The 25,799-nt window shown below is 36.1% G+C and carries 20 protein-coding genes and 1 pseudogene; 15 read left to right on the top strand and 6 right to left on the bottom strand.

Annotated elements, in window-relative coordinates:
- Nucleotides 1-26 precede the first annotated feature (26 nt).
- Entirely contained in the window at nt 27-1,403 is a 1,377-nt protein-coding gene (ppnN, locus tag J3U63_RS10515; protein WP_065634073.1) for a nucleotide 5'-monophosphate nucleosidase PpnN, read from the top strand.
- Between the two features lie 210 nt (nt 1,404-1,613).
- Here the strand turns inward: ppnN and radA are convergent, their stop codons facing one another.
- The 3 genes from radA to J3U63_RS10500 all read right to left on the bottom strand — a co-directional run bounded on the left by radA (nt 1,614) and on the right by J3U63_RS10500 (nt 4,524).
- Complete coding sequence (radA, locus tag J3U63_RS10510; RefSeq protein ID WP_267371443.1) at nt 1,614-2,990, bottom strand: DNA repair protein RadA; 1,377 nt, start codon at nt 2,988-2,990, stop codon at nt 1,614-1,616.
- Between the two features lie 9 nt (nt 2,991-2,999).
- Entirely contained in the window at nt 3,000-3,974 is a 975-nt protein-coding gene (gene serB / locus J3U63_RS10505; protein ID WP_267334121.1) for a phosphoserine phosphatase, read from the bottom strand.
- Between the two features lie 208 nt (nt 3,975-4,182).
- Entirely contained in the window at nt 4,183-4,524 is a 342-nt protein-coding gene (locus J3U63_RS10500; RefSeq protein WP_065799233.1) for a winged helix-turn-helix transcriptional regulator, read from the bottom strand.
- A 123-nt stretch (nt 4,525-4,647) separates the two neighbouring features.
- Between J3U63_RS10500 and J3U63_RS10495 the strand changes: the two genes are divergently transcribed.
- Together J3U63_RS10495 and J3U63_RS10490 are read left to right on the top strand one after the other, a co-directional pair.
- Nucleotides 4,648-5,184: an NAD(P)H-dependent oxidoreductase gene (locus J3U63_RS10495; protein ID WP_267334120.1), complete on the top strand. Its 537-nt coding sequence runs from the start codon at nt 4,648-4,650 to the stop codon at nt 5,182-5,184.
- 483 nt (nt 5,185-5,667) lie between these two features.
- Entirely contained in the window at nt 5,668-5,877 is a 210-nt protein-coding gene (locus J3U63_RS10490; RefSeq protein ID WP_267348907.1) for a hypothetical protein, read from the top strand.
- Nucleotides 5,878-5,989: 112 nt separating this feature from the next.
- Here J3U63_RS10490 and rsmB read toward each other — a convergent pair whose 3' ends face one another.
- Both rsmB and J3U63_RS10480 read right to left on the bottom strand, forming a co-directional pair.
- Nucleotides 5,990-7,279: a 16S rRNA (cytosine(967)-C(5))-methyltransferase RsmB gene (rsmB, locus tag J3U63_RS10485; protein ID WP_267334118.1), complete on the bottom strand. Its 1,290-nt coding sequence runs from the start codon at nt 7,277-7,279 to the stop codon at nt 5,990-5,992.
- 37 nt (nt 7,280-7,316) lie between these two features.
- On the bottom strand, nt 7,317-8,660 hold the full coding sequence (locus J3U63_RS10480; RefSeq protein ID WP_267334117.1) for a Na+/H+ antiporter family protein: 1,344 nt from the start codon (nt 8,658-8,660) through the stop codon (nt 7,317-7,319).
- A 607-nt stretch (nt 8,661-9,267) separates the two neighbouring features.
- Between J3U63_RS10480 and J3U63_RS10475 the strand changes: the two genes are divergently transcribed.
- From J3U63_RS10475 to J3U63_RS10420, 12 genes are all read left to right on the top strand, one after another.
- Complete coding sequence (locus J3U63_RS10475) at nt 9,268-10,140, top strand: shikimate dehydrogenase (protein WP_267334116.1); 873 nt, start codon at nt 9,268-9,270, stop codon at nt 10,138-10,140.
- A 174-nt stretch (nt 10,141-10,314) separates the two neighbouring features.
- Nucleotides 10,315-11,079, top strand: a complete 765-nt coding sequence (gene aroD, locus J3U63_RS10470; protein WP_267334115.1) for a type I 3-dehydroquinate dehydratase — start codon at nt 10,315-10,317, stop codon at nt 11,077-11,079.
- Between the two features lie 400 nt (nt 11,080-11,479).
- Nucleotides 11,480-13,909 carry a glycerol-3-phosphate 1-O-acyltransferase PlsB gene (plsB, locus tag J3U63_RS10465; protein ID WP_267371441.1) on the top strand — a complete coding sequence of 810 codons (2,430 nt, stop codon included), beginning with the start codon at nt 11,480-11,482 and terminating at the stop codon, nt 13,907-13,909.
- 291 nt (nt 13,910-14,200) lie between these two features.
- Nucleotides 14,201-17,269: a formate dehydrogenase-N subunit alpha gene (gene fdnG / locus J3U63_RS10460; protein WP_267344519.1), complete on the top strand. Its 3,069-nt coding sequence runs from the start codon at nt 14,201-14,203 to the stop codon at nt 17,267-17,269.
- 14 nt (nt 17,270-17,283) lie between these two features.
- The gene (gene fdxH / locus J3U63_RS10455; protein ID WP_323849464.1) at nt 17,284-18,258 is read left to right on the top strand and encodes a formate dehydrogenase subunit beta; all 975 of its coding nucleotides are present in this window, start codon (nt 17,284-17,286) and stop codon (nt 18,256-18,258) included.
- Entirely contained in the window at nt 18,251-18,946 is a 696-nt protein-coding gene (locus J3U63_RS10450; RefSeq protein ID WP_267334112.1) for a formate dehydrogenase subunit gamma, read from the top strand. Before fdxH ends, J3U63_RS10450 begins: the two co-directional genes overlap by 8 nt.
- 104 nt (nt 18,947-19,050) lie before the next feature.
- Nucleotides 19,051-19,959, top strand: a complete 909-nt coding sequence (fdhE, locus tag J3U63_RS10445) for a formate dehydrogenase accessory protein FdhE (RefSeq protein WP_267344517.1) — start codon at nt 19,051-19,053, stop codon at nt 19,957-19,959.
- Between the two features lie 150 nt (nt 19,960-20,109).
- On the top strand, nt 20,110-21,069 hold the full coding sequence (locus J3U63_RS10440; RefSeq protein ID WP_267334110.1) for an ABC transporter substrate-binding protein: 960 nt from the start codon (nt 20,110-20,112) through the stop codon (nt 21,067-21,069).
- Between the two features lie 278 nt (nt 21,070-21,347).
- Complete coding sequence (locus tag J3U63_RS10435; RefSeq protein ID WP_267334109.1) at nt 21,348-22,325, top strand: ABC transporter substrate-binding protein; 978 nt, start codon at nt 21,348-21,350, stop codon at nt 22,323-22,325.
- Between the two features lie 61 nt (nt 22,326-22,386).
- The gene (locus tag J3U63_RS10430) at nt 22,387-23,340 is read left to right on the top strand and encodes an ABC transporter permease (protein WP_267344516.1); all 954 of its coding nucleotides are present in this window, start codon (nt 22,387-22,389) and stop codon (nt 23,338-23,340) included.
- Nucleotides 23,333-24,127 carry an ABC transporter ATP-binding protein gene (locus J3U63_RS10425; RefSeq protein ID WP_267334107.1) on the top strand — a complete coding sequence of 265 codons (795 nt, stop codon included), beginning with the start codon at nt 23,333-23,335 and terminating at the stop codon, nt 24,125-24,127. Before J3U63_RS10430 ends, J3U63_RS10425 begins: the two co-directional genes overlap by 8 nt.
- Nucleotides 24,128-24,314: 187 nt before the next feature.
- On the top strand, nt 24,315-24,674 hold the full coding sequence (locus J3U63_RS10420) for a hypothetical protein (protein WP_267334106.1): 360 nt from the start codon (nt 24,315-24,317) through the stop codon (nt 24,672-24,674).
- A 40-nt stretch (nt 24,675-24,714) separates the two neighbouring features.
- On the opposite strand, the pseudogene J3U63_RS10415 reads toward J3U63_RS10420, so the two are convergent.
- Nucleotides 24,715-25,271: pseudogene (locus J3U63_RS10415) on the bottom strand (NADAR family protein).
- Nucleotides 25,272-25,799: the final 528 nt, after the last annotated feature.

Here is a 25,799-nt window from a genome sequence, read left to right as displayed (position 1 = left end):
GATAAAACCGTCAAATGGAGGTGGTAATGATTACCCATATTAGCCCGTTAGGATCAATGGATTTGCTTGCGCAAGCTGAAGTTGATATGTTAAAAAAATCTGCTAATAGTGAGCTTTATCAATTATTTAGAAATTGTTCTTTAGCGACCCTTAATGCGGGTAGTAAAACCGATAGTACCAAAGAGTTATTAGATAGATTTAAATCGTTCGAAATTAATGTAATTAGTAAAGAACGCGGGGTGAAATTAGAGTTAATTGATGCGCCCGAAAGTGCTTTTGTCGATAAACGAATGATTCGCTCTATTCAAGCCAATCTTTTTGCTGTACTGCGCGATATTCTCTTTTTAAATAGCCAAATCAGTGCCGTTAAACAATTAGTGTCTAATGTTAAATTGGATAGAGATCACTCATTTTATATCACCAATCTGGTTTTCTCTATTTTACGTAATGCTAACGCATTACATGTCGGCGAAGAGCCCAATTTGGTTGTTTGTTGGGGGGGCCATTCAATTAACGAAAGTGAATATTACTATGCCAGACAAGTAGGAATGCAACTTGGCTTGCGTGAACTTAATATTTGCACTGGCTGTGGACCAGGCATTATGGAAGCGCCAATGAAAGGGGCTGCTGTTGGCCATGCTCAACAACGTTATAAAGATAGCCGTTTTATCGGCCTAACCGAACCATCAATTATCGCGGCAGAACCACCAAATGCGTTAGTTAACGAACTCATTATTATGCCGGATATCGAAAAACGACTCGAAGCCTTTGTACGTATTGCTCACGGTATTATTATTTTTCCAGGTGGGCCTGGCACCGCTGAAGAATTGCTTTATATTTTAGGTATTATGCTCAATCCAGAAAATAAACATCAAGCACTCCCTCTTATTTTAACCGGTCCCAAAGAGTGCGAAGACTACTTTGCTGCGATTGATAGTTTTATTCGCAATACCTTAGGTGATGAAGCAACTAAACTTTATCAAATTGTCATTGATTCGCCAGAACAAGTTGCTCGTATAATGAAAGAAGGGGTAAAACAAGTGAAAGCTTCGCGTTTAGCTACTGGCGATGCTTACGGCTTTAACTGGCTATTAAAAATAGATGAATCGCTACAACACCCATTTGAGCCAATACACGAAAACATGGCTTCGCTCAATTTACATAAAGATCAGCCAGTTGAATTATTAGCTGCTGATTTGCGCCGAGCGTTTTCTGGTATTGTTGCAGGTAATGTAAAAGAGTTTGGTATGAAACAGATTGCCGAGCATGGTCCCTATAAATTGCAAGGCGATAAAGAGATCATGACACAACTTGATAATTTACTGCGTAGTTTTGTTAAACAAGACCGCATGAAGTTACCTGGTGGTACTGCATATAAACCTTGTTACGAAATCTGTTATTAACTGAGCCAATAAAATAAAAAAACATAATTTGTAGGTCACTTTAACATTTAAAAAGAGTAATCATCACAACTAGGGATTAGTTGTTAGTGTTAAAGTGACTGATAAATTAGTTCAATAATGACTTTATTTGTAATCAACAAATCTACCAACAACTCTGGATTGTTATCTAATTAAGATGTCGGTAGACCATTGTTTTAATTAACCTAACGGTCAAAAATCATTTAAAATATCTAACGCTTCTGAGACTTTTTTGACGCCAAAAACTTGCATATTTTCAGGCTTCTTTTTAGGCATATTGGCAAAAGGTACAATCGCTTTTTTAAAACCATGTTTTGCAGCTTCAGCAATTCGTTCTTGTCCACTCGGTACTGGGCGTATTTCGCCGCCTAAGCCAATCTCGCCAAAAATCACCACATCTTGTGGTAATGGGCGATTACGAAAACTCGATACCAATGCAGCAATTAATGCTAAATCGGCGCTAGTTTCAGTGACTTTTACCCCGCCAACAACGTTAACAAAAATATCCTGATCAGCCATTTGTAACCCACCATGACGATGTAAAACAGCAAGTAATAGTGCTAATCGGTTTTGCTCTAGCCCTACAGTAACTCGTCTTGGATTACCATACATTGAGTGATCAACAAGGGCTTGAATTTCAACCAATAAAGGTCTTGTTCCTTCCCATAGCACCATAACAGAGCTACCGGGTAACATTTCATCACCGCGACTTAAAAAGATTGCTGATGGGTTACTCACCTCTTTTAGGCCTTGTTCTGTCATGGCAAATACACCTAACTCGTTGACCGCACCAAAACGATTTTTATGACTACGTAGTGTTCTAAAGCGAGAATCGGCATCACCATCTAATAAAACTGAGCAGTCGATACAGTGTTCAAGCACTTTTGGTCCAGCTAGTGATCCATCTTTAGTCACATGACCAACCATAATAATGGCAATACCTTTAGTTTTGGCAAAACGAGTCAAATAAGCAGCGGTTTCACGCACTTGGGCGACGCTACCGGGTGAAGATTGAATATCAGCAAGATGCATAACTTGAATAGAGTCAATAACCATTAATTTAGGTTGTGACTGTTCTGCCAGTAAACAAATTTGTTCAATGCTGGTTTCAGACAGCATATTGATGTTATCGGTGGGTAATCCTAATCGATGTGCACGCATAGCAACTTGTTGCAATGATTCTTCACCAGTTACATACAGCGTGTTCATTAGCGTAGAAAGCTTGCTCATGGTTTGCAGTAATAACGTACTTTTGCCTGCTCCGGGATTACCACCAATTAAAATAGCACTGCCAGGGACAACTCCACCACCAAGTACGCGGTCAAATTCAGAAAATCCAGTTGAAAATCTTGGTAGCGCTTCCAAACTAATTTCAGATAATTTTTGGATTTTAGCTTGTCCTGCACCACCAGCATAACCGGATAATCGATCATTACGTGATGAAGTACTGGCTAATCTAACTTCCGTAATAGTATTCCATGCATGACAAGCGCTACATTGACCTTGCCAACGAGGATAGTCAGCACCACAATCATTACAGACATAAGCACGCTTTACTGTTTTTGCCAAACTCTTCTCCTAACCTTCACTTAATAAACTGGTTGATAAAATACACCACAATCCGGTTAAATCCGCATAATTAATGCTAATCCGTGCTTTTTCCACCACTTTGGGTTTACCATGATAAGCTACACCAAGACCCGCTATACGAAGCATCATTAGATCATTAGCACCATCACCGATAGCAACAGTTTGCTCTATTGGAATATCTAGTGATGTCGCTAAATGCTGTAAGGTTCTGGCTTTGTATTTTGCATCAACAATCGGCCCGATAACCTTACCCGTTAATTTACCGTTTTTAATTTCTAACTCATTGGCATAAGCATCAACTAACTTTAACTTTTGTTTTAGATGATCAGCAAAATAGGTAAAGCCGCCTGAAGCGATTGCAACATGCCAATTTTTTTTATGTAATTCTCTCACTAAATAAGATAAGCCTGGCGTAAGAGGTAACGTGTCTTTCACCTGTTGCAAAATAGTTTGCTGGGCACCTTTAAGTGTTGCTACTCTTTTACGTAAACTTGTAGCAAAGTCAAGTTCGCCACGCATGGCTTGTTCCGTCACAGCAGCCACTTGTTCACCAACCCCCTGTAATTTAGCCAGCTCATCAATGCATTCAATACCAATTGCGGTCGAATCCATATCCATAACAAGTAGTCCCGGTGAATGTAATGATGGCAAATTATCAATGGGCGCAACATCAATATTTAAAGCCAATGAAATGGATTTAGCCTTTTTAGGCATAACTCCCGCAATTCTAACGATCTGATATGTTTTAATTTTCCACGATGACACAATTACCATGGGCATAGCAAGTTGGTTTTGGAATTTTGATAAAACAGTTTTATTTAATTTTTTGCCATAAATAATCCAACCTGTTTTACCCGCATTATAGTCAAGGGGTACCACTTCGCATCCATTCAAAGATAGCGGTAAACCTTGCCAAGATTGAATATTTTCAGGTAAATCATTGTAGGTAAGTGTGTAAGCCATATCAGAAAATCTTTATAACGTGAAACGAAGCCAGAATTTATCATATCTAAAAAAGATTGTCCAAATGGGTAAGGTGTTTTATATTCAGTATCTAAACATAAATTAAATTCGTCAAAGTGTCTTTACCTTTTTAAGTTTGATAATTGTATTTGGTTGAATTTCAATTTATCAAAACCATTTTAATACTTACCCATATCATTATAGGATGTCATAGCGTTAATGCCCACAAGCAAAGTTGTTCTAATGCAGGACGTATCCGTTCACCCTGTGGGGTCAATCTATATAACACTTTTAATGGCGGTTTATCCCCAAAAACAGTGCGAGTAATTAAGCCATCCTCTTCAAGCTTTTTAAGTTGAAGACTTAATGTCATATCGGTAATTTCTGGGATGATGGTTTTTAATTCACTAAAGCGTTTTTCGCCAGAAAGTAAATAATGAAGTATCACCCCTTTCCATTTTCCACCAACTAAATCCATCGCTAAACTGATAGGGCAATAATACGTTTTATTGTTATAAGTTTTTACAGTGCTTTGCTTGTCTAATTCCATTTAACTACCTAACGCTTTAAGTTTATAACTATCTAATTTGATAGATATTGCCATAAACCTATTAAGGCATAAACTAATAATAGTCACTCATATTTTTATAGTATAAATCCAAAAGGAATCATCATGGCATTAATTATTTTAGGTCATCCCAATATTGAACAATCTATTGCAAACAAAACCATTATAGAATCATTGCAAAAACAGATTACGGATTTAGAAATTCGTAATATTCACCAACTTTATCCAGATTACAAAATCAATGTACAAGAGGAACAAGCCGCTTTACTGAGGCATGATCTTATCGTTTTACAATACCCTATGTATTGGTTTAACATGCCAGCAATACTTAAAATATGGTTTGATCAGGTATTAACCTACCAATTTGCTTATGGCTCGCAAGGCGATAAATTAAAAGGTAAAAAGTTATTACCAAGTTTAACAATTGGGCAAGCTGAGCAAAATTTTCAAGAATATAGCGCCGATTTAATCAAAAATTTACTTGAATCGGTTAAGGTTTCAGCACGCTACACACAAATGGAATATCTTCCACCGGCATTACTCTATGGTGTTTCTCCAATTATGAAAGGTGAAAGTGAAATAAAAGCAAATGCCTTAGAACATTCAAAACAGTTAGCTCAAAGAATAAAAAAATACAGCTAATCGGTAAAGGATGATATGTATTAATAATATATATCATCCTATGTGATGCGTTAATCTGTTTGATTTAATTAATACTACAAAAACTATCAATCCCAGTTTGATTAATAAAAATAGTTTAACCTTGCCTTGTTATTTAGCTCAAAATTCTTTTACTCAGGTATTTTTACTAAAAAAATCCCAATAGAAATAACGATCACAATTTGCTATATCTATAAGTAAAAAATCCTTTTTAAAAATAGAAAAAACAATCATCTACCATCACCTTGCTAAACGGTTAACATCTGTTAAAATTAACGTTTAGTACAATTAACACTTTGATCTCGTCGTTATTATTAAATGGTGAGTTGAGTTTAATTGTTTTAAATGATGCAAAATTTACATACGAATAATATCAATATGATAACATCAAACCAACCTAGAAAACGCTTACCTTCGATTCTCGTATTCATAGCGATCTATCTTATCTGTCAAGCAGTGGTTTTTTTGTCAAAACCAACATTTCGTTTGCTCGAAAAGCTTGCTTACGTGATTGATGATTTTCTTAATTATACGGGTATTGCTTTAGCTGACGGTGAATTTGATCCCGCTGGATTGTGGGTAATTTTGGGTGTGCCATTTTTGTGTGCGATTGTAATTTTTTATCTTCTCAAAAAATTAACCAATAAGATAAAGCCTTTCTCGTCAATAAAATAGGAAATAAATCACTATGCTCAGTTGAGCATAATAAGTCATAAAAAGCTTTATTTCTTATCATAAACTCTAAAGACCCTATCTATGAGCAAAAAACAGCGCTCACCTTTAAGCGTTAAATTTTCTGCAATACCGCGTAGAAGAAGCCGTCGCCGCCATGTTCACTTGGTAGTAGTTGTTTAATTTCACCTTGTAATTGGGCATCACGATATTCATTGAGAAAACGCGTGATCTGTGCACTGTTTTCATCTGGTAAGATTGAACAAGTAGCATAGACTAAGGTTCCCCCTATTTTCAAATAGGGCCAAATTTGAGTTAAAATAGCGTACTGTAACGCAACTAATTGAGCAATATCGCTATCACGACGTAACCACTTGATATCAGGATGTCGCCGAATCACCCCTGTTGCCGAACAAGGTGCATCAAGCAAAATGCGATCAAAAATTCGTCCTTTACACCATTTTTCAGGGGTTAAACCATCACCTACTTTGACTTCGGCGTGCTGTTTTAAACGTTGCAAATTTTGTTCAATACGTTTTGCTCGATTAGCATCAACATCAACAGCCAATAGGTGGGCTTGTGGCGCTATTTCTAAAATATGCGTAGTTTTACCGCCTGGTGCTGCGCACATATCTAATATCTGTTCACCATTTTGAGGTGCCAATAAGTAAGCGGCATATTGGGCAGATAAATCCTGTACCGTTACCGCACCGTCTTCAAAAGAAGGTAATTTGTTCACGTTAACCGGTGTAATTATCTGTAATGCACTTGGCATTGATGGATAAACTTGTGATTCAATGTTTATGTCAGCTAATCGTTGCTGGTAATCAGCTACACAATAGTGATTTTGATTAACACGCAACCACATAGGTGGTTTTTGATTATTAGCAGCAATAATTGCTTGCCATTTATCAGGATAAGCTTGCTTAAGGCGATTAACTAACCAACTTGGGTGTAATGTTCGGCTTGTTTGCTCTTTGCTGCTTTGACTAAAAGTTTGTTGTAACGAGGCTTGTTGGCGTAAAAATTCACGTAATACACCATTAATCAAACCCTTTAGTGACGATTTTTTTAAAACATTAACCGCATTGACCGTTTCACCAACTGCGGCATGTTCAGGAATACGGGTATAAAGAATCTGGTAAATCCCGACGAATAATAGATAATGCAAAACGCTATTTTTGCCAGTCATAACTTTAGCCATGAGATGATGAATATAAAAATTGAGCTCCGGTAATACTCGCATTACCCCAAAACAAATCTCTTGAACTAAACTACGATCTTTATCAGCTATTTTATCATGTTCAGCAGTTAACGCTGTATTGAGTGATTGCCCACCTTCCAATACATTGAAAATGACCTGTGCACAAACTGCACGAATGTTAGGGTATAATTTTTTATTCATACAAGAGAATAACCTTGCTCAATTAGAGAGCGACTTATTATAAAATTAATGAACCCACCCAACCCGCAATAAATAAGGGGATATTAAAATGGGTGAAAGTTGGAATAACACTATCACGAATATGGTCGTGCTGCCCGTCACTATTAAGCCCAGCTGAGGTTGCTAAGATAGTATCAGATGGAGGAGAACCAGCATCGCCAATAGCGCCTGATGCACCAATTAAACAGACTGTTGCAATCGGTGAAAAACCAAGTTGAACACAAAGTGGTACATAGATAGCAGCAATAATTGGCACAGTTGAGAATGAAGAGCCAATACCTAATGTAATCACTAATCCGACTAACATCATCATAAATGAGGCTATCACTTTGTTGCCAGCAAATAAAGCTGCACTATTAATAACTAAAGGCTCAATTTCGTGAGTTTGTTTTAAAACTTCGGCAAAACCTTGTGCAGAAATCATCACAAAACCAATCATTGCCATCATTTTTATACCATCAGTAAAAACACCGTCGGCTTCGCCCCATTTAATTGTGCCTGATACAATAAAACAAATAAAACCAATTAAGGCGCCTAGAATCATTGAGCCAGTATAAAGTTGGATACTAAACGATAGCACTATTGCTAAAAGTGAAACAAAAAGTGAACGCTTATTCAGATTATTTAACGCGGATAAATTGGTCTCTTGGCGAATAATTTTATATTCACGAGGTTTTCGGTAACTGACAAAAATCGCCCATAATAAACCGATAAACATACCTAGAGCAGGTATTGCCATAGCATGCATGACGTTGACATGGCTCACATCCATACCTGATGAGATAATATTTTTTAATAAAATCTGATTTAAAAAGATGTTGCCAAAACCTACGGGTAAAAACATATAAGGTGTGATAAGACCAAATGTCATAATACAAGCAATCATTCGTCTATCTAATTGCAAACGTGACATAACATATAAAAGTGGTGGAATTAAAAGTGGTATAAAGGCAATATGAATAGGAATAACATTTTGTGAGGAAATACTTACTAATGCAATAATAATGATTAATAACCATTTAATTCGGGTTTTCGCACTGCTTGATGTCAGCTGCTCAATAGCTTTATCGGCCAATAACTCTGGTAAGCCTGATTTTGATATTGCAACCGCAAAGGCACCAAGCATGGCATAAGATAGGGCAATATTAGCACCATTACTAATACCGGTATTAAAGGCATCAATGGTTTCTTTTAATGATAAATGACTAAATAGCCCACCTATAAATGCCCCAATAATTAAACTAATTACGACATGAACACGGCAGAGCGATAAAATTAACATGCAAACTACCGCGACAACAACTGCATTTATGGACGAAAACAAATCAAGCACTATATTCATAAAAAGATTTTCGGTTAATCAGGAAAGCTTAGCATTTTAGGTGATCGATACTGAAAGTGCAATTGATAGTGTACACTCACTAATTAGCAGATTTAACAGTAGCAATGTAGATTTGCGCTTAGTTTTAACGATTTATGATAGGCTTAACTTAAAAAGACTAGCTTAATTAATCAACGATTTTTTTCAATTTGGTTAATTTAACTCTTTGATTTTAAGCATCAGTTATCAAACTTATACAATTATTGATAACATTCGACACGTTACAGAATCGACTATAAATGATTGTTGAGATTCGACAATAATGGCTAAGCGATAAAATAATCGGTATAAGCTCAGCGCAATAATTTCATAAAATTTATCATTTATATAAATTAACTTTTCAATATAAAGTACAATACATTAAATTGGTTATTAGCGCACAATAAGATACCGATTATTCAATGTGTTATAAAATAACTTTCTTATCATTGTCACTCAATCCAGTTATAATGGTGTTTAATGCAGTTTTAATTGTACAAGATAAAAACCTAGGTAATAGAATTGATTACTTACTCTATTTAAAAATTAAGTTCTGCGATCTACAAAAGTTTGTTATGGAGTGTTGCTAATGAGAAGTAATATAGACGGTCATTTTTTACTGATTGGTTTAATGGCATATCCTATTCGTCACAGCTTATCCCCTCAAATGCAAAATACCATTTATTCTAAATTGGATATTCCTTATGTCTATTTAGCTTTTGAAGTCGATCAAGAAAAGCTAGCCGATGCTATAAAAGGGCTTCGTGCACTAGGATTACGTGGTAGCGCTGTATCTATGCCAAATAAACAATTGGTTTGTAACTATTTGGATAAGTTGACTCCTGCTGTTGAAATGAGTGGCGCTTGTAATACTATTTCTAATGATAATGGTGTATTGACCGGTTATAACACAGATGGTATTGGTTATATGCGCATGCTCAAAGAAGCTGGGGTTGATGTTATTGGCAAAAAAATGACAATACTTGGAGCAGGTGGTGCAGCAACAGCAATTGTGGTTCAAGCAGCGCTCGACGGAGTAAATGAGATTGCTATCTTCAATCAAAAAGATGATTGCTATGCTAAAATTGAAACTGTTGCTAAAAAATTGAATGAAAACACCAAGTGTAAAGTTCAGGTTTTTGATCTTGCCAATGAAACGCAATTACGTAAAGCAATAGCTGATAGTGCCGTACTATGTAATGCGACTGGGGTTGGCATGAAACCACTAGAAGGACAGAGTTTAATAACCGACCCTACTCTACTAAGGCCTGAGCTTGTCGTCACTGATTGTATTTATAGCCCTCGCAAAACCAAATTATTAGAAATTGCTGAAAAACAAGGTTGTAAAACCTTAAATGGTATTGGCATGATGTTATGGCAGGGTGCTGCTCAAATAAAAATTTGGACGGGTGAGGATGCCCCCATTGAGTATGTAAAAGAGAAAATGGGATTTAATGATTAATAGATAGCAAGATTTTTTTTGGATTGAATTACTAGCTAATTATAACGATTTAAATGACTAAAAAAAAATAGTATCAATTTATTGAGCTTCAAATTGCTATCTGACTTAATATCAAAGAAAAGCGATACATTATTACTTTCTATTAATAAAAATTTATTGCTAATAGGATATGACATGAAAACAATTACTATAAAAAATATAGAGATAGGTAAAGGTGCCCCTAAAATCATTGTGCCACTAGTTGGTAAAACTGAAGAAGAACTGCTTGAAGAAATTACCTATCTACAAGATATCGATTTTGATGTTTTAGAATGGCGTGCCGATCATTATTGTCACGTTGATAATCTCGACTCGGTAAAGGCCATGGCAAAAAAAATGGCTGATTTATTACCAAATAAACCGATTTTATTTACCTTTCGAACTGCAAATGAAGGGGGGGTAAAACCTTGGCCGTTAAGCGCTTATGTTGAGTTAAATAAAACGATGGCATCAAGCGGTTTAGTTGATTTAATTGACGTTGAGGTGTTTATTGGTGATAGCTATGTTAAAGAAATTATCGATGTTGCCCATAAAAATAATGTCTTTGTTGTGGCTTCAAATCACGATTTTGAAAAAACACCAACTAAAAGCGGTATTATTTATCGATTACGTAAAATGCAAGATTTAGGTGCAGATATCCCTAAAATTGCGGTTATGCCCAAAAAGACTGAAGATGTATTAACACTTCTTGCCGCCACCACCGAAATGAATGAAATGTATGCTACTAAACCAATTATCACTATGTCAATGGCTGGTCTTGGCGCAATTAGCCGAATAGCTGGCACAATATTTGGTTCAGCAATGACATTTGGTGCGGCTAAAAATGCATCAGCCCCCGGACAGCTTGATGTTAAACAATTGCGTTATATCTTAGATGTGTTATATCGCTGTAAACAATAGCTCCATTATGCAATAAAATGTAAGATTCATTCCTATGAATAGCAGACACTTAGACTACCTAGCTTCATAAAGATAGGGGCAAATTTTACATTGTTTTTAATAAGTAATAACAAAAAATCAATTTATTCGTAGTGTCATGATTAATAAATATTTATAATACTGGATAATATCGTTATAACTTATCTTTTAAGTTATTAAAATAATACGGTCTAAAGATTGTGCAAATTAACTAACGATAAAATGCTAACAAGTATATACTCAATACATTGCTCTTTTCTGGTGTTAAAGATGCATTATTTAGCTTTACCAACAACATACTTATTTTAAGTTTGGTTGATAAGTTAAAAATTAAAGAGATTAAAGTATATCAATAACACAAAAGTATGAGGTTTATTTTTTTATGTTCTCTTGGTGGACAAAAGCTTATTTTTTTCTTATCCAGATCCTAGTGAAACTTTTTGTCAAAAGTAAACCGATTCCAACAGATCCAATTACAGAACTAGGTTTAGATACGCACCGACCTGTTTTATATGTACTACCGTATAATTCACAAATCGACTTAATGGTAGTTCGGTCACTATGCTTACAATATAAGCTACCCGACCCTTTAGATAGTATAGAGGTTAATGGTAAAACTGTACCAGCCTACATTTATATCGACAAAGGTCCTGGTATTTTTGCATCCAATCGCCAACAAAATAAAACCATCGAAATTTTAAAAGATTATATTTCGGCTCATCAACAAAATCCTAATCTTGATATACAAATGTTGCCCGTTTCGGTTATGTTTGGGCGCCGACCAGACAAAGAAGGCAAAAAAATGCCTTCACTACAAGTATTAGGTGCAACCTATAAATTGTTTAAGATTATTATTTCTGGGCGTGATTGTTATACTCGTTTTTCTAAAACAGTTTCACTTAAGACTATTGAATTTGATGAAAAACAGGATATTTCTGTTTTAGCACATAAGCTAGCTCGGGTAGCACGTATTCATTTTGCAAAATTACGAATGGCATCAGTTGGTCCCAAATTACCCGTTCGGCAACAGATGCTAAATAAGTTACTAAATAGTCCAAGACTGGCCGATGCGATACAAGAAGAAGCAAAAAGTAAAAATATTAGCTTAGATAAAGCTAAAAAAAATGCATTAGCCAATTTAAACGAAATTGCCGCTAATTTTTCTTATCGTATGCTCAGAGTAACAGACTTTGTTCTTACTTGGGCCTGGCATAAACTTTACCAAGGACTGAAAGTCACCAATGCAGATCCTGTGCGTGAACTGGCACAAAATGGGCATGAGATTGTTTATGCGCCTTGTCATCGTAGTCATATGGATTATTTATTACTCTCCTACGTACTTTACCGACAAGGATTAGTCCCGCCTCACATAGCAGCGGGTATAAACCTGAATTTCTGGCCTGCAGGTCCAATATTTAGACGACTTGGCGCTTTTTTTATTCGTCGCTCATTTAGAGGAAATAAGTTATATACAGCAGTGTTTAGAGAATACTTAGCCGAACTGTTTATCCGTGGTTACGCTGTTGAATATTTTATTGAAGGTGGACGCTCACGTACAGGTAGATTACTTGATCCTAAAACAGGCATGTTAATGATGACAGTACAAACATTGTTACGTGGTGATGCAAGACCAATTACGGTTGTACCTGTGTATATAGGTTATGAACATGTTTTAGAAGTCGCAACTTACGCCAATGAACTACGCGGCGCACAAAAAGAAAAAGAAAGCTTATGGCATACACTTAAAGCTTTCTTAAAATTGAAAAAGTTAGGTTTTGGCTATGTCAACTTTGGTCACCCTATTTTGCTTAATCAATTTTTAAACCAACAGATACCTGAGTGGCGTGACGCAATCGAGCCAACAGGCACAGTCCGCCCTAACTGGTTAACGCCTACAACCAATTTACTCGCCAAGCAAATTATGGAACGGATTAATGCGTCAGCAGCAATTAATGCGATGAATTTATGTTGTTCAATACTATTGGCCGCAGATCAACGAGCGTTAACTAAAGTCAGACTACTTGAACACATCGACTATCTTCTAAAATTGTTAAAGAAAATCCCTTATTCCGATTTGATAACCATTCCCGATCAAACGCCAGAAGAGCTGTTTGAACACGCTAAAGAAATGGGAAAATTTGTGATTACAACAGATGAAGTGGGTGAAATGGTTGGCTTAACAACAGAGCAAGCCGTGCTAATGACGTATTATCGTAATAACATCCAGCATTTGCTAATCATCCCAGCGTTAGTTGCCAGAATTTTAATAAAGCATAATCGGATTTCTTCAGAAGAAGTGATTAATCAAATCAAATTATTATTCCCGTTAATCAAATCAGAGCTATTTCTTTATCATAATGATGAACAACTTACTCAATATGTGAATAAAATCATTGAAACTTACGCTGAGTTAAATTTAATTAGTTATTCACCTGATAAATTAACCTTAAATTATTTAAAAATGTCAGCATTACAATTACTTGCTTCATCCTCAAAAGATACTTTGCAGCGCTATATGATTGCGTTTTCTTTGTTACAAAAAGATCCGTCTATTAGTCGTGCTACTTTAGAAAAAGAAGGGCGGCTTATTGCCGAAAGATTATCGGTTTTACATGGTATTAATGCCCCAGAATTTTTTGATAAAGGCGTATTTGCTACATTAGTCAGCTCACTACGTGAACAAGGTTATTTAGATGATCAAGGTGGTGCTAATTTAGCTAAAATTGCCACTATGCATGAAACGCTTAAACCTTTGATTACGGCAAGAGTGATGCAAACTATAGATGAGATAAATCCTTTAGTAGCTCAATAAAATAGTCAATAAGTTTCAGAAAATCAATGATTACGATTAAGTAAAAATAAAGATTTATATCGAATACTTTTCTGAAGCTTATTTCAAAAAATAATTTTTTTATATCTTTTTTACTAAGCTTAAAACCTTTATTTTTGTCTTTTTTGACCTATGTCAAACTTTGTCAGTTCATTTCCGTTTTTTCCTTTATTTCTATTAAATAAACGATTATTATTAGTATAAATAGGGATGTTTATAGCCTCAAACATAATAAATCAAATAATGTAATGTCAGCTTTTTTAAGGAGTTCATATGCTATTGAACCGTAGACAGTTCTTTAAGATCTGTGCTGGTGGTATGGCAGGAACAACGGTAGCTACACTCGGATTAGCGCCAACTGTAGCACTCGCACAAACTCGCCAATATAAATTAATCAAATCAAAAGAAACGCGTAATAATTGTACCTACTGTTCGGTTGGATGTGGAATGTTACTCTACAGCCGTGGAGATGGCGCCAAAAATGCCGAATCGTCTATTTTTCATATCGAAGGCGATCCTGATCATCCTGTTAGTCGTGGTTCACTGTGCCCAAAAGGTGCCGGTGTCCTTGATTATATTAAAAGTGAGCAACGGGTTAAATATCCGGAATATCGCGCACCGGGCTCAGATAAATGGCAACGTATTAGTTGGGATGAAGCCATTGATCGCATTGCGCGTTTGATGAAAGCTGACCGAGATAAAAATTTTATCGAAAAAAATGAGAAAGGTACAACGGTTAATCGCTGGACAACTACCGGTTGGCTTGTCACATCGGCAGCAAGCAATGAAACGGGTTGGTTAGCTTTTAAAGTGGCGCGTGCGTTAGGCATGTTAAGCCTTGAAACCCAAGCAAGGGTTTGTCATGGTCCTTCTGTATCAAGCCTAGCGGCCACTTTTGGACGCGGCGCAATGACAAATAACTGGAATGATATCAAAAACGCAAATGTCGTTATTGTCATGGGGGGAAATGCAGCTGAAGCCCATCCAGTTGGATTTAAATGGGCTATTGAAGCCAAAATTACTAACGGAGCAGAACTGATCGCCATCGATCCGCGTTTTCATCGAACGGCTTCTGTTGCTGACCATTATGTCCCAATTCGTTCAGGAACAGATATCACATTTTTACTGGGTGTGATTAATTATTTAATTACCCATAACGAAGTCAACTTTGAATATTTGGTAACCCACAGTAATGCAAGTTTACTCGTACGCGATGATTTCAATTTTGATACCAATACCGGTTTATTTAGTGGTTATGATTCATCTAACCGCCAATACGATCAAACAACATGGGCCTATCAAAAAGATGAAAATGGTTATGCCCTCAGGGATAAAACACTGAGTCATCCTCGTTGTGTTTGGAACCTATTAAAACAACATGTTAGTCGTTATACACCTGAAATGGTCAATAAAGTAACCGGCAGTCCTATTGACAATTTTTTACATGTTTGCCGATCTTTAGCCAGTACTAAAACTAATGATAGAGCTGCGACGTTCTTATATGCTTTAGGGTGGACTCAGCATACTTATGGTTCACAAATTATCCGCACTGCAGCTATGATACAACTTATTTTAGGTAATATTGGTGTAATGGGCGGCGGAATTAACGCCTTACGTGGTCACTCCAATATTCAAGGTTTAACTGATGTCGGTTTATTATCTAACCGTTTACCTGCTTATCTTGATTTACCAAAAGAATCACAAATCACGCTCGCACAATATTTAGAAGAAAAAACACCCAAACCGCTTGGTCCGAGCGAAGTTAACTTTTGGGGCAATTATCCAAAATTCTTTGTCAGTTTTATGAAGTCAATGTACGGCGATAAATCAACAAAAGAGAACGATTGGGGTTTTGATTGGTTGCCTAAGTGGGACAAAACGTATGATGTTTTAAGATTTAGTAAGATGATGCGTGATAAACAAGCTAATGGCTTTATTTGTCAAGGGTTTAATCCACTTGCAGCGCTACCTGATAAAAACAGTATTCGTGAAGGTTTATCCAATCTAAAATTTTTGGTAAGCATTGATCCAATGCCAACAGAGACAGCCGAATTTTGGAAAAACCACGGTGAATCTAATGATGTCGATCCAAGTAAAATCCAAACAGAAGTTTTTAGATTACCATCAAACTGCTTTGCAGAAGAAAATGGCACCATTGTAAACTCTTCTCGATGGTTACAATGGCATTGGGCAGCGGCAAGACCACCTTATGAAGCAATATATGATCCAGAAATTATTGCACGTATCTTCTTAAGAATAAAAGAGCTATATGCCGAAGAAGGTGGTGCGTACCATGAAGCTATCGATAATTTAACTTGGGATTATCAAGACCCTGAAGGTCCAGCTGCCGAAGAGTTATCCAAGGAGTGTAATGGTCGAGCATTAGCAGATTTAACCGATGCTAATGGCAATGTCATACTTAAAAAAGGCCAGTTATTAAGCGGTTTTTCCCAATTAAAAGCCGACGGAACTACGTCTTCAGGTATTTGGATCTTTTGTGGTTCCTGGACAGAACAAGGTAACCAAATGGCAAGACGCGATCCTAGCGATCCATCAGGTAAAGGCGTTCATGCTGGTTGGGCTTGGGCGTGGCCAATGAATCGACGAGTCTTGTATAACCGCGCATCAGCAGATGAAAATGGTAAACCTTACGATCCTAAACGCGTTTTAGTCAAATGGAATGGCTCAAGTTGGGTAGGAAATGATGTACCTGACTTTACCGCAACCTTATCACCAAGCACTGGTGCGGGTGCTTTTATCATGAATAATGATGGTTTAGGTGGACTATTTTGCTTAAATCGACTAGTTGATGGACCATTCCCTGAACATTATGAACCATTTGAAACACCTATTACGACCAATCCTCTGCACCCAAGTCAAATTAGTAGTCCTGTGGCTCGTGCATTTAAAGAGGATTTAGCGCGATTAGGTAATGCTGAACAATTTCCTTATGTGGGTACGACTTATAGTATTACCGAACATTTTCATTTTTGGACTCAGCATGCAAGACTAGCATCAATTACTCAACCTGAACAATTTATAGAGCTGAGTGAAAATCTAGCCAATAAAAAAGGTATTAAACTTGGCGATACCGTAAAAGTCACTTCATACCGAGGCTATATTAAGGCTAAAGCGGTTGTGACTAAGCGCCTTCCAACATTGACTGTTGATGGTAAAGAAATCGAAACCATTGGAATTCCGATCGTTTGGGGATTCACAGGTCAGACTAAGAAAGGATTTTTAGTGAATGAATTAACGCCACATTTAGGTGACGCTAATTCACAAACTCCAGAATATAAATCATTCTTAGTCAATATCGAGAAAGTTACCACTGCGGCATAAAAGGAGGGAAAATTATGTCATTACAAACTCAAGATATTATTCGCCGCTCTGCAACAAATGCATTAACTCCGGCTCCACGAGCTCGAGATTATCAACAAGAAGTGGCTAAATTAATTGATGTAACTACGTGTATTGGTTGCAAAGCATGTCAAGTCGCTTGTAGCGAATGGAATGATTTGCGAGCCGAAATTGGTCATACTGTCGGCGTATATGATAATCCAGCAGATTTAGAACCTAAAGCATGGACGGTAATGCGCTATTCAGAAGTTGAAGTCAATGGTAAATTTGAATGGCTTATTCGTAAAGATGGTTGTATGCACTGTGCCGATCCTGGTTGTTTAAAAGCTTGCCCATCTGAAGGTGCAATCATACAGTATGCGAATGGAATTGTTGATTTTCAATCAGAGCATTGTATTGGTTGTGGTTACTGTGTGGCGGGTTGTCCATTTAATATTCCTCGGGTCAGTAAAGAAGATAATCATTCTTACAAATGCACTTTATGTGTCGATCGCGTAGCGGTTGGTCAAGAACCCGCTTGTGTTAAAACCTGCCCAACTGGCGCTATCCATTTTGGTACAAAGCAAGATATGATTCGCCATGCAGAACATCGAATCGAAGATTTGAAAAAACGCGGTTTTGAACACGCAGGTCTTTATGATCCTCAAGGTGTAGGGGGAACTCATGTTATGTACGTCTTACATCATGCTGATCAACCTGAGCTATACCATGGTTTACCAAAAGATCCACATATTAGCGAAGTTGTTAAATTCTGGAAAGGTGCATGGAAGCCACTTTCAGCTGCTGCGTTTGTTGCAACATTTGGAGGTTTATTGTTCCATTATATGGGTGTTGGCGCAATTGAAGTGGATGAAGAAGACATTGAACATGAAAAACAGGCTGATGCACAAGCCCGAAAACGACTAGGTTTGCCAGCTTTTTCACGAAAAAATACAGCAAATTCATCACAACAGGAGAGCCATCATGAATAAGAAAGGCATGATACTTAGAACACCACTTATTGTTCGCTTCTGTCACTGGTGTATGGTATGTCTGTTTATTTTAACTGCACTATCTGGACTGTCATTATTTTTTCCTTCAATAAAATTATTTGGATTAGTGCTTGGTACCCCGCAATTAGTTAGGGCATTACACCCAATTATTGGCTGTATTGTGTTTGTCCTTTTAATGTTTATGTTTGTAAAACTGGCTCACCATAATATTCCTAATAAGAATGATCTTATCTGGATAAAAAACTTCAAAAAAGTGATTATGGGTAAAGAAGAAGGTATTCCTATTGGCAAATATAATGTGGGTCAAAAGTTTCTATTTTGGTGCATTATGAGTTTAATTTTTGTGTTATTTGTGACAGGAATGATCATGTGGCGCCGATATGTTTCTGATTACTTTCCAATACCAATTGTTCGTTTAGCTATCTTTTTCCACTCTTTTGCGGCAATTTGTTTAATCTTACTTGCTATTGGTCATGCTTATATGGCAATTTGGGTTAAAGGTTCGATTAAAGGAATGATAACAGGCTACGTTTCACGTGCTTGGGCACGAAAAAATCATTCATCTTGGTATGAAGCAGAAATGTCAAAAATATACCAAGAAGAACTTAAAACAAGTACCGAAGCTAAAGAAGCTCAATCGACTAAAATAGAACAAAAGCCCGCTTAATAAAACTTTGTAGATTAAACGCCTAATCTCCGCTGATACTGATCAGCGGAATAAGCTAATTTGGCATTAAGATTTAGATAAAATAATAATTATGGTCATTAATAATGAGTATTAAAATCATCCCTCAGCAGCAACTTGAACAACAAACTATAAACTCTGTTATTAGGCAAATTCCATTATTATTTTATCCCTCACCTAAAACACTGTATATTCGTCGTGCAAAACGACTAAAAGAGTTAGCCGCAAAAAGCACATTCAGTGATTATCTTAACTTTTGTGCAGCAATAGCTGAGCAACAAGCTAATTTAGTTAAACACAATCCAATTAATATTGAGATTGTAAACATCAAAAACAGTGAATATCCGCCATTAAGTTTAGCCAATCTTCCTTTATCGACCTTTTGGCAAGATTATCTAAATCAGTTATTCACGCTAATGACTAACACAACCGAACAAGTTACTTCAGTTATACACCAGCTGAAACAAAATAGTACACAACAATTACAAGAAAAAGCACTTCATTTACTCAATGGTGAGTTTGAATGTGTAGCAGGGAATGAAGCAGTATTTATCTGGTCTGCTTTATCGGTTTATTACTGCCAACTTGCCAGCCAAGTTAAAGGTAAAGCGATAGCAGAAAGCACAGATAAAAATTGGCTATGTCCAGTCTGTAATAGTATGCCTGTTGCCAGTATTATCCAATTAGGTAGTAATAATGGTTTACGATATTTACATTGCAGTTTATGTGAAAGCGAATGGTATGTACCTAGAATAAAATGTACTAGCTGTGACAATATGAAAGATATTCAATACTTTTCATTAGATAATGAATTAGCTGCAACAAAAACGGAGTGTTGTGATGCTTGTCACAGTTACTTAAAAATTTTAGATCAAGATAAAGATCCTCACATTGAAATCGTTGCTGACGATATTGCTTCCTTAATATTAGATATTAAAACTGAAGAAGAAGGATATGCCAAAAGTGGGATAAACCCATTTATATTTGCCCAATAAAAAACCAAGTGTAAAAGCGTTATTCATTAAAGTTATCTAAGCTAGATTTCTAATATAACTTACATTTTTGAGGATTTTATAAATACAACTTAACTTTTTTTATTAATAACGCTAGAATGACACTATTGTACTAGTTGATGAGTGTATTTTATGAAGCGCTTTATTTTATTGATAATATTGTTTTTACTTACGCCTTTTTTTAGTTTTGCCGATTCGATAAAAAATGTAGCTATTACCGCGATAGTTGAACATCCCTCATTAGATCAAATTCGTGATGGTGTAAAAGATGAGTTAACTAATAGTGGCTTTAAATTAAATGAGAATTTAACTGTGCAATATAAAAGTGCACAGGGTAGCAGTGCAACAGCAGCTCAAATAGCACGGCAATTTGTCGCGGCAAAACCTGATGTGATTGTTGCTATTGCCACACCTAGTGCCCAAGCAACTGCGGCAGCGACTAAACAAATCCCAATCGTTTTTGCTGGCATTACCGATCCGATTGCAGCTAAATTAGTTAAAAATTGGCAGCCTACAGGTACCAATATTACCGGTGTTTCTGATTACCAAGAAATTGGACCACAAATTGATTTTATGAAGAAGATCGTTCCTAACATGAAGTCAGTTGGTTATATTTATAGCCCAAGTGAAATTAACTCAACTGTTGTATTAAAAAATCTTCAAACACAGCTAGCCGCACAAAATATGATACTTTTTGCAGTTCCCGCACAGCGAACAGCAGATATTTCAACAGCCGCAAATACGTTAAAAGGTAAAGTTGATTTAATCTATACAACTACCGATAACAATGTCGTTTCAGCCTATGAGTCGTTAGTTAAATTTGCGAATGAAAATAAAATTCCACTTTTAGCATCATTTCCTGATGCCATAGAGCGAGGAGCCGTCGCCGCTTATGGTATGAGTTATTACGATGTTGGTCGACAATCGGGAAAACTTGTGGTTAGAATATTAAAGGGCGAAAAACCAGGTAACATTGCTCCCGAAATAGGGCAAGCATTACAGTTAGTGATTAACCTTGATGCGGCTAAAAAACAAGGCATTACGTTACCAACCGACGTTATCCAATCTGCTTATAAAGTTATTGGGCAATAGCTAATTCCTACAATAAATTTCTTCACAATATTGCTCACTATAGTGAGCAATAATCATGCAAAAACTCATTGATATTCAATATAGAATGTAACATATATAATTAATCATCATCTATAGATAATAACTAAGATTAGAGAAAATAATTAAGTTTTGCACTTAACTTGTAATGAAATATTTACACTCATAACTATTTTTCAGTGTAGATATTTATTCAGTTTTGCTTTATAGTAACTGAATATTCAGTTTGGTTGTAAAAAAAATATTACAGGAGTACTCATATGCGTAATTCTATTATAAAAATTTGTATGCTACTCGGTTTATCGGCAGTCGCTTTTTTATCTTCGGCAGAGCCACAAAATGAACAAAAATACGTTGCTATCACTGCAATTGTTGAACACCCAGCATTAGACAATGTTCGTAAAGGGGTTGAAGATGAATTAAAAGAGAGTGGTTATATTGCAGGTAAAAACTTGAAATTACAATTTGCCAGCGCACAAGGTAGTAGTGCTAATGCTGCCCAAATTGCTAAACAGTTTGCTGCAAGTAAACCCGATGCTATTGTCGCAATTGCCACACCTAGCTCGCAAGCGTTAGTTGCAACAACGAAAACGATTCCGATTGTTTTCACAGCAGTTACCGATCCTGTCGCTGCAAAATTAACGCCAAGTTGGGAAGCGTCAAAAACAAATGTCACAGGTGTATCTGACGCGCTATCATTAGATTCTCAAATAGAAATGATGTTAAAGATTAAACCTGATGCAAAAAATATTGGTTACGTTTATAGCCCAAGTGAAGTGAACTCAACAATTGTTCTTAAAGCATTGCAAGTGGCTTTAGATAAACGCGGAATGAAAATTATTGCCGCCCCAGCCCAGCGGACTTCTGATATCTCAACTGCAGCTAGAAGCTTAAAGGGTAAAGTTGATATGATTTATACAACAACCGATAATAATGTTGTTTCCGCTTATGAAGCTTTAGCCAAAGTTGCTAATGAAAGTAAAATTCCTTTATTGGCATCCGATCCCGATTCTGCTGAGCGAGGCGCGATTGCCGCTTTGGGTATGAGTTATTACGATCTAGGTCGACAAGCTGGTAAAATTGTCATTCGTATACTCAATGGAGAAAAACCAGGTGATATTCCACCTCAAATTGGTAATGTTACCCAATTAACAATTAATAAAAAAGCTGCAGAACGCCAAGGCGTGACATTATCTGAAGATGTATTAAAATCTGCAGCAAAAGTTGTCGAAAAATAATTTTTTACTCTTTCAACACCTAACCGCCAACTTTGGCGGTTACTTTTAATGGATCGTTTTCATGTCTTTTGAATTTTTATTAGGCTCAATTGGAATTGGACTTATTTATGCACTGGTTAGTTTAGGTGTATTTATCTCATTCCGTTTACTTGATTTTCCTGATCTTACTGCCGATGCCAGTTTTCCACTTGGCGGTGCTGTTTGTGGATTATGTATCTATATCGGTATCGATCCTTGGATAGCTACGTTATTAGGTATGTTTGCTGGTTGTATTGCAGGTGCAATGACAGGCATACTGTATGTCAAACTCAATATATTACAGTTACTTTCTAGTATTATTGTTATGATTGGACTTTACTCGATCAATTTACGAATTTTAGGTATTGGACCTTATATCATGGGTGAAACACCTAAAATGGCTGGTTCGCCTAACCTCTCTTTATTGGATGCTAGAACAATATTTTCGCCTTTCATTACCGAAGATTACAGTAATCAATATATCGTCCAACCATTAATGGTATTAGGATTTGTCATTGTGTTTTGGATAATACTAAATTTATTTTTAAACACACAGATGGGGTTAGCATTACGAGCAACCGGAACAAATCAAAGAATGGCCAAATCTCAAGGTATTCCGACAGGAGGGATAACTATTTTAGGCATGGCTATATCAAATGGTCTAATTGCACTTGGTGGATCGTTGTTTGTGCAAACTCAAGGGGGTTCTGATATCACCATTGGTGTGGGAACAATTGTTATTGGACTTGCTTCTATTATCATTGGTGAAAGTATATTTCCAACTAAACGCATTTGGGCTGTCATGCTTGCGGTTATTTTTGGTTCTATTTTGTATCGATTATTTATTGCCTTTGCCCTAAGTAACGAATTTTTACAAAATATAGGTGTAGGTACAGAAGATTTAAATCTTATTACTGCAATATTAGTTGTGCTTGCTTTAGTTCTACCTAAACAGCTAAAAAAGCATTCAAAGAAAAGAGGAAGTAAACATGATTAAAGTTGGAGAATTGCAATTAACTTTTAATCAGGGTACGCCGATTGAAAATCATGTATTACGCGGATTAAATCTTAATATTAGTGAGGGAGAATTTGTTACTATTATAGGAAGTAATGGTGCGGGAAAAAGCTCACTACTTAATGTAATTAGTGGCGATTTATTTGTTGACTCAGGTAGTATTATTATAAATGGACAAGATGTTACGCGTTGGCCAGCATGGAAAAGAGCGGGTATGGTTGCTAGAGTATTTCAAGATCCGATGGTAGGGACTTGTGAGAATTTAACTATCGAAGAAAATCTCGCTATTGCCTACAACCGTGGACATCGTTTTACCCTATCACCAGCGCTAAACCGTAAACTACGTATCTTATTTAAAGACAAATTAGCTACTTTAAATTTAGGGCTTGAAAATCGATTATCCGATATGATGGGTTTGCTATCTGGTGGACAGCGACAGGCAGTGAGTTTATTAATGTCAACATTACAACCTTCAAAAGTATTATTACTTGATGAACATACTGCTGCACTCGATCCTAAAACAGCACAATTTGTTTTAGAACTAACTAATGATATTGTTTCTAAAAACCGTTTAACAACAATAATGGTAACACACTCAATGAAACAAGCTTTAGAATATGGTAATAGAACAGTGATGCTTCATCAAGGGCAGGTGGTACTTGATGTCTCAGGAGAACAACGAGATAAACTAACCGTTACTGATTTATTAGATATGTTTGAAAAAACACGAGGCGAAAAAGTCACTGACGATGCCCTACTTTTAGGTTAATAATTATGATAAGCAATATTTTTAATTAAAATATTGCTTTCTTTACTCAAAAGAATCCGTCTATACGCGTTTAGTATCTTATTTTTTCCTATCACATTTTCTCCAAACATCGTATAGTATGAACACAAATTACTTGTTTATATTCATCAATAATAAGTAAAAACAGCTATTTTATTAAGGAGAAAATATGAAAAAAACACTATTATCTTTAGCACTTATCACATTAACCTCAACTGCTTTTGCCAACGAACCGATCAAATCAGCAGAAAATACAGCAGCTGAAGCAAATCAAAATACTAAAACATTCCACGGTAAAAACCACTTACCATTAAATCACCAAAAACCGTTGTTGGATATTACAATTACTAGCAATAATCCAGAAGAAACCATCAAAAAAATTACAACATTTTTTCCTGAAGAAAAAGGAAAACAATATAGTGTGCATGTTTCTATTAGTGAGTTGCCTGAATTGAATGATAATACTCAAAAACCACAAACAGAACAAACTCCGGAAACCAACACCCAAGAAAATAATGCACAAAATTAATGATTATTGAATTAAAAAGCCCAATATTAATTGGGCTTTTTTAGCTGTGTTTAAAACACGTAGATAATTTTTCACGGACTATCATTAGCGCAAACCCTAATAAATTTTTGCCACACCACGTTAATGGATTATCAATATTCAGTGCATCTTGGGATAAACCGATTCCCCATATGTTATCAACTGGACTCGCTTCAACTAAAATACGTTGTTGAGTAGCTAGTAAAAAATTAGCTAATTGTTGATTTTGCGAAAATTTGGCTAAGTTACCTTTAATAACGATAGATAAACACTGCTCTTCCCATATTTCAGGTATAAATCCTGTTATTTGACGGCCAAGCGCTTTAGCCAAACCAGGATTATTTGCATTTAGGATATCTTGTAACATCTTTTGATCGTTAAATAATCTCGCTTTTTCTGCCATCATATAATGCTCAGCCGTTGCATAATCAATACCGTCAATGTTGAAATGACTTGGATACCCTAAAAACAGGACTTGGTAATAATGGATGCGGGTTCCTTCTGTTTATGGCTCGAAAAATATAGATATTTGAAACGCTTTCCATTGCTATAACGTTGACATAATTGATAAATATCCATAGATCATCCTTTTATACTAGAAAGCATATTATAATAATTATGTTTTATAGTAACAATTAAACACATGAATTAGCTTGCTAATATTACCATTTATAAATATTGAGTGAATCACAACCACATAGAAAATAAAGCATAAATAAACATTTAATAAATCAAGAAGTATAACTCGATAATAAATACCTAGATTAATTGAGATATGACTAAACAAGTTGAATAAAAATGAAAATTAAAGTAGATAACTTAATTTTTGATTAGCAAAAACAGAGGAAATTGAGATCTTCTTATTTTATAAAAATAATAAATAATATAGTGCTTAGTAAATCAATATCTAGCTACATTTAAAACGGGGTAATAATTTCAAAATCATCGACCCGCTGCGTCACTTATCATCTATATTACCGTAAAAGCAAAAAAGCCCAGCATCTCTGCTGGGCTCTCGCACTAATTTAAAAGTCTGGCGGCACCCTACTCTCACATGGGTAATACCCACACTACCATCGGCACTACGGCGTTTCACTTCTGAGTTCG

The sequence above is a fragment of the Gilliamella sp. B2838 genome (assembly GCF_026536185.1).
Classification (GTDB): Bacteria; Pseudomonadota; Gammaproteobacteria; order Enterobacterales; family Orbaceae; genus Gilliamella.
The sequence above is the reverse complement of the archived record's forward strand: the minus strand, read 5'-3'. Positions and strand labels throughout refer to the sequence as shown.

Coding starts and splice junctions, on each gene's coding strand:
- ppnN (WP_065634073.1), top strand. CDS start 27: ATGATTACCCATATTAGCCCGTTAGGATCAATGGATTTGCTTGCGCAA.
- aroD (WP_267334115.1), top strand. CDS start 10,315: ATGAAAACAATTACTATAAAAAATATAGAGATAGGTAAAGGTGCCCCT.
- plsB (WP_267371441.1), top strand. CDS start 11,480: ATGTTCTCTTGGTGGACAAAAGCTTATTTTTTTCTTATCCAGATCCTA.
- J3U63_RS10430 (WP_267344516.1), top strand. CDS start 22,387: ATGTCTTTTGAATTTTTATTAGGCTCAATTGGAATTGGACTTATTTAT.
- J3U63_RS10440 (WP_267334110.1), top strand. CDS start 20,110: ATGAAGCGCTTTATTTTATTGATAATATTGTTTTTACTTACGCCTTTT.
- J3U63_RS10435 (WP_267334109.1), top strand. CDS start 21,348: ATGCGTAATTCTATTATAAAAATTTGTATGCTACTCGGTTTATCGGCA.
- J3U63_RS10475 (WP_267334116.1), top strand. CDS start 9,268: ATGAGAAGTAATATAGACGGTCATTTTTTACTGATTGGTTTAATGGCA.
- fdhE (WP_267344517.1), top strand. CDS start 19,051: ATGAGTATTAAAATCATCCCTCAGCAGCAACTTGAACAACAAACTATA.
- fdxH (WP_323849464.1), top strand. CDS start 17,284: ATGTCATTACAAACTCAAGATATTATTCGCCGCTCTGCAACAAATGCA.
- J3U63_RS10500 (WP_065799233.1), bottom strand. CDS start 4,524: ATGGAATTAGACAAGCAAAGCACTGTAAAAACTTATAACAATAAAACG.
- J3U63_RS10425 (WP_267334107.1), top strand. CDS start 23,333: ATGATTAAAGTTGGAGAATTGCAATTAACTTTTAATCAGGGTACGCCG.
- serB (WP_267334121.1), bottom strand. CDS start 3,974: ATGGCTTACACACTTACCTACAATGATTTACCTGAAAATATTCAATCT.
- rsmB (WP_267334118.1), bottom strand. CDS start 7,279: ATGAATAAAAAATTATACCCTAACATTCGTGCAGTTTGTGCACAGGTC.
- J3U63_RS10495 (WP_267334120.1), top strand. CDS start 4,648: ATGGCATTAATTATTTTAGGTCATCCCAATATTGAACAATCTATTGCA.
- fdnG (WP_267344519.1), top strand. CDS start 14,201: ATGCTATTGAACCGTAGACAGTTCTTTAAGATCTGTGCTGGTGGTATG.
- J3U63_RS10420 (WP_267334106.1), top strand. CDS start 24,315: ATGAAAAAAACACTATTATCTTTAGCACTTATCACATTAACCTCAACT.
- J3U63_RS10480 (WP_267334117.1), bottom strand. CDS start 8,660: ATGAATATAGTGCTTGATTTGTTTTCGTCCATAAATGCAGTTGTTGTC.
- J3U63_RS10450 (WP_267334112.1), top strand. CDS start 18,251: ATGAATAAGAAAGGCATGATACTTAGAACACCACTTATTGTTCGCTTC.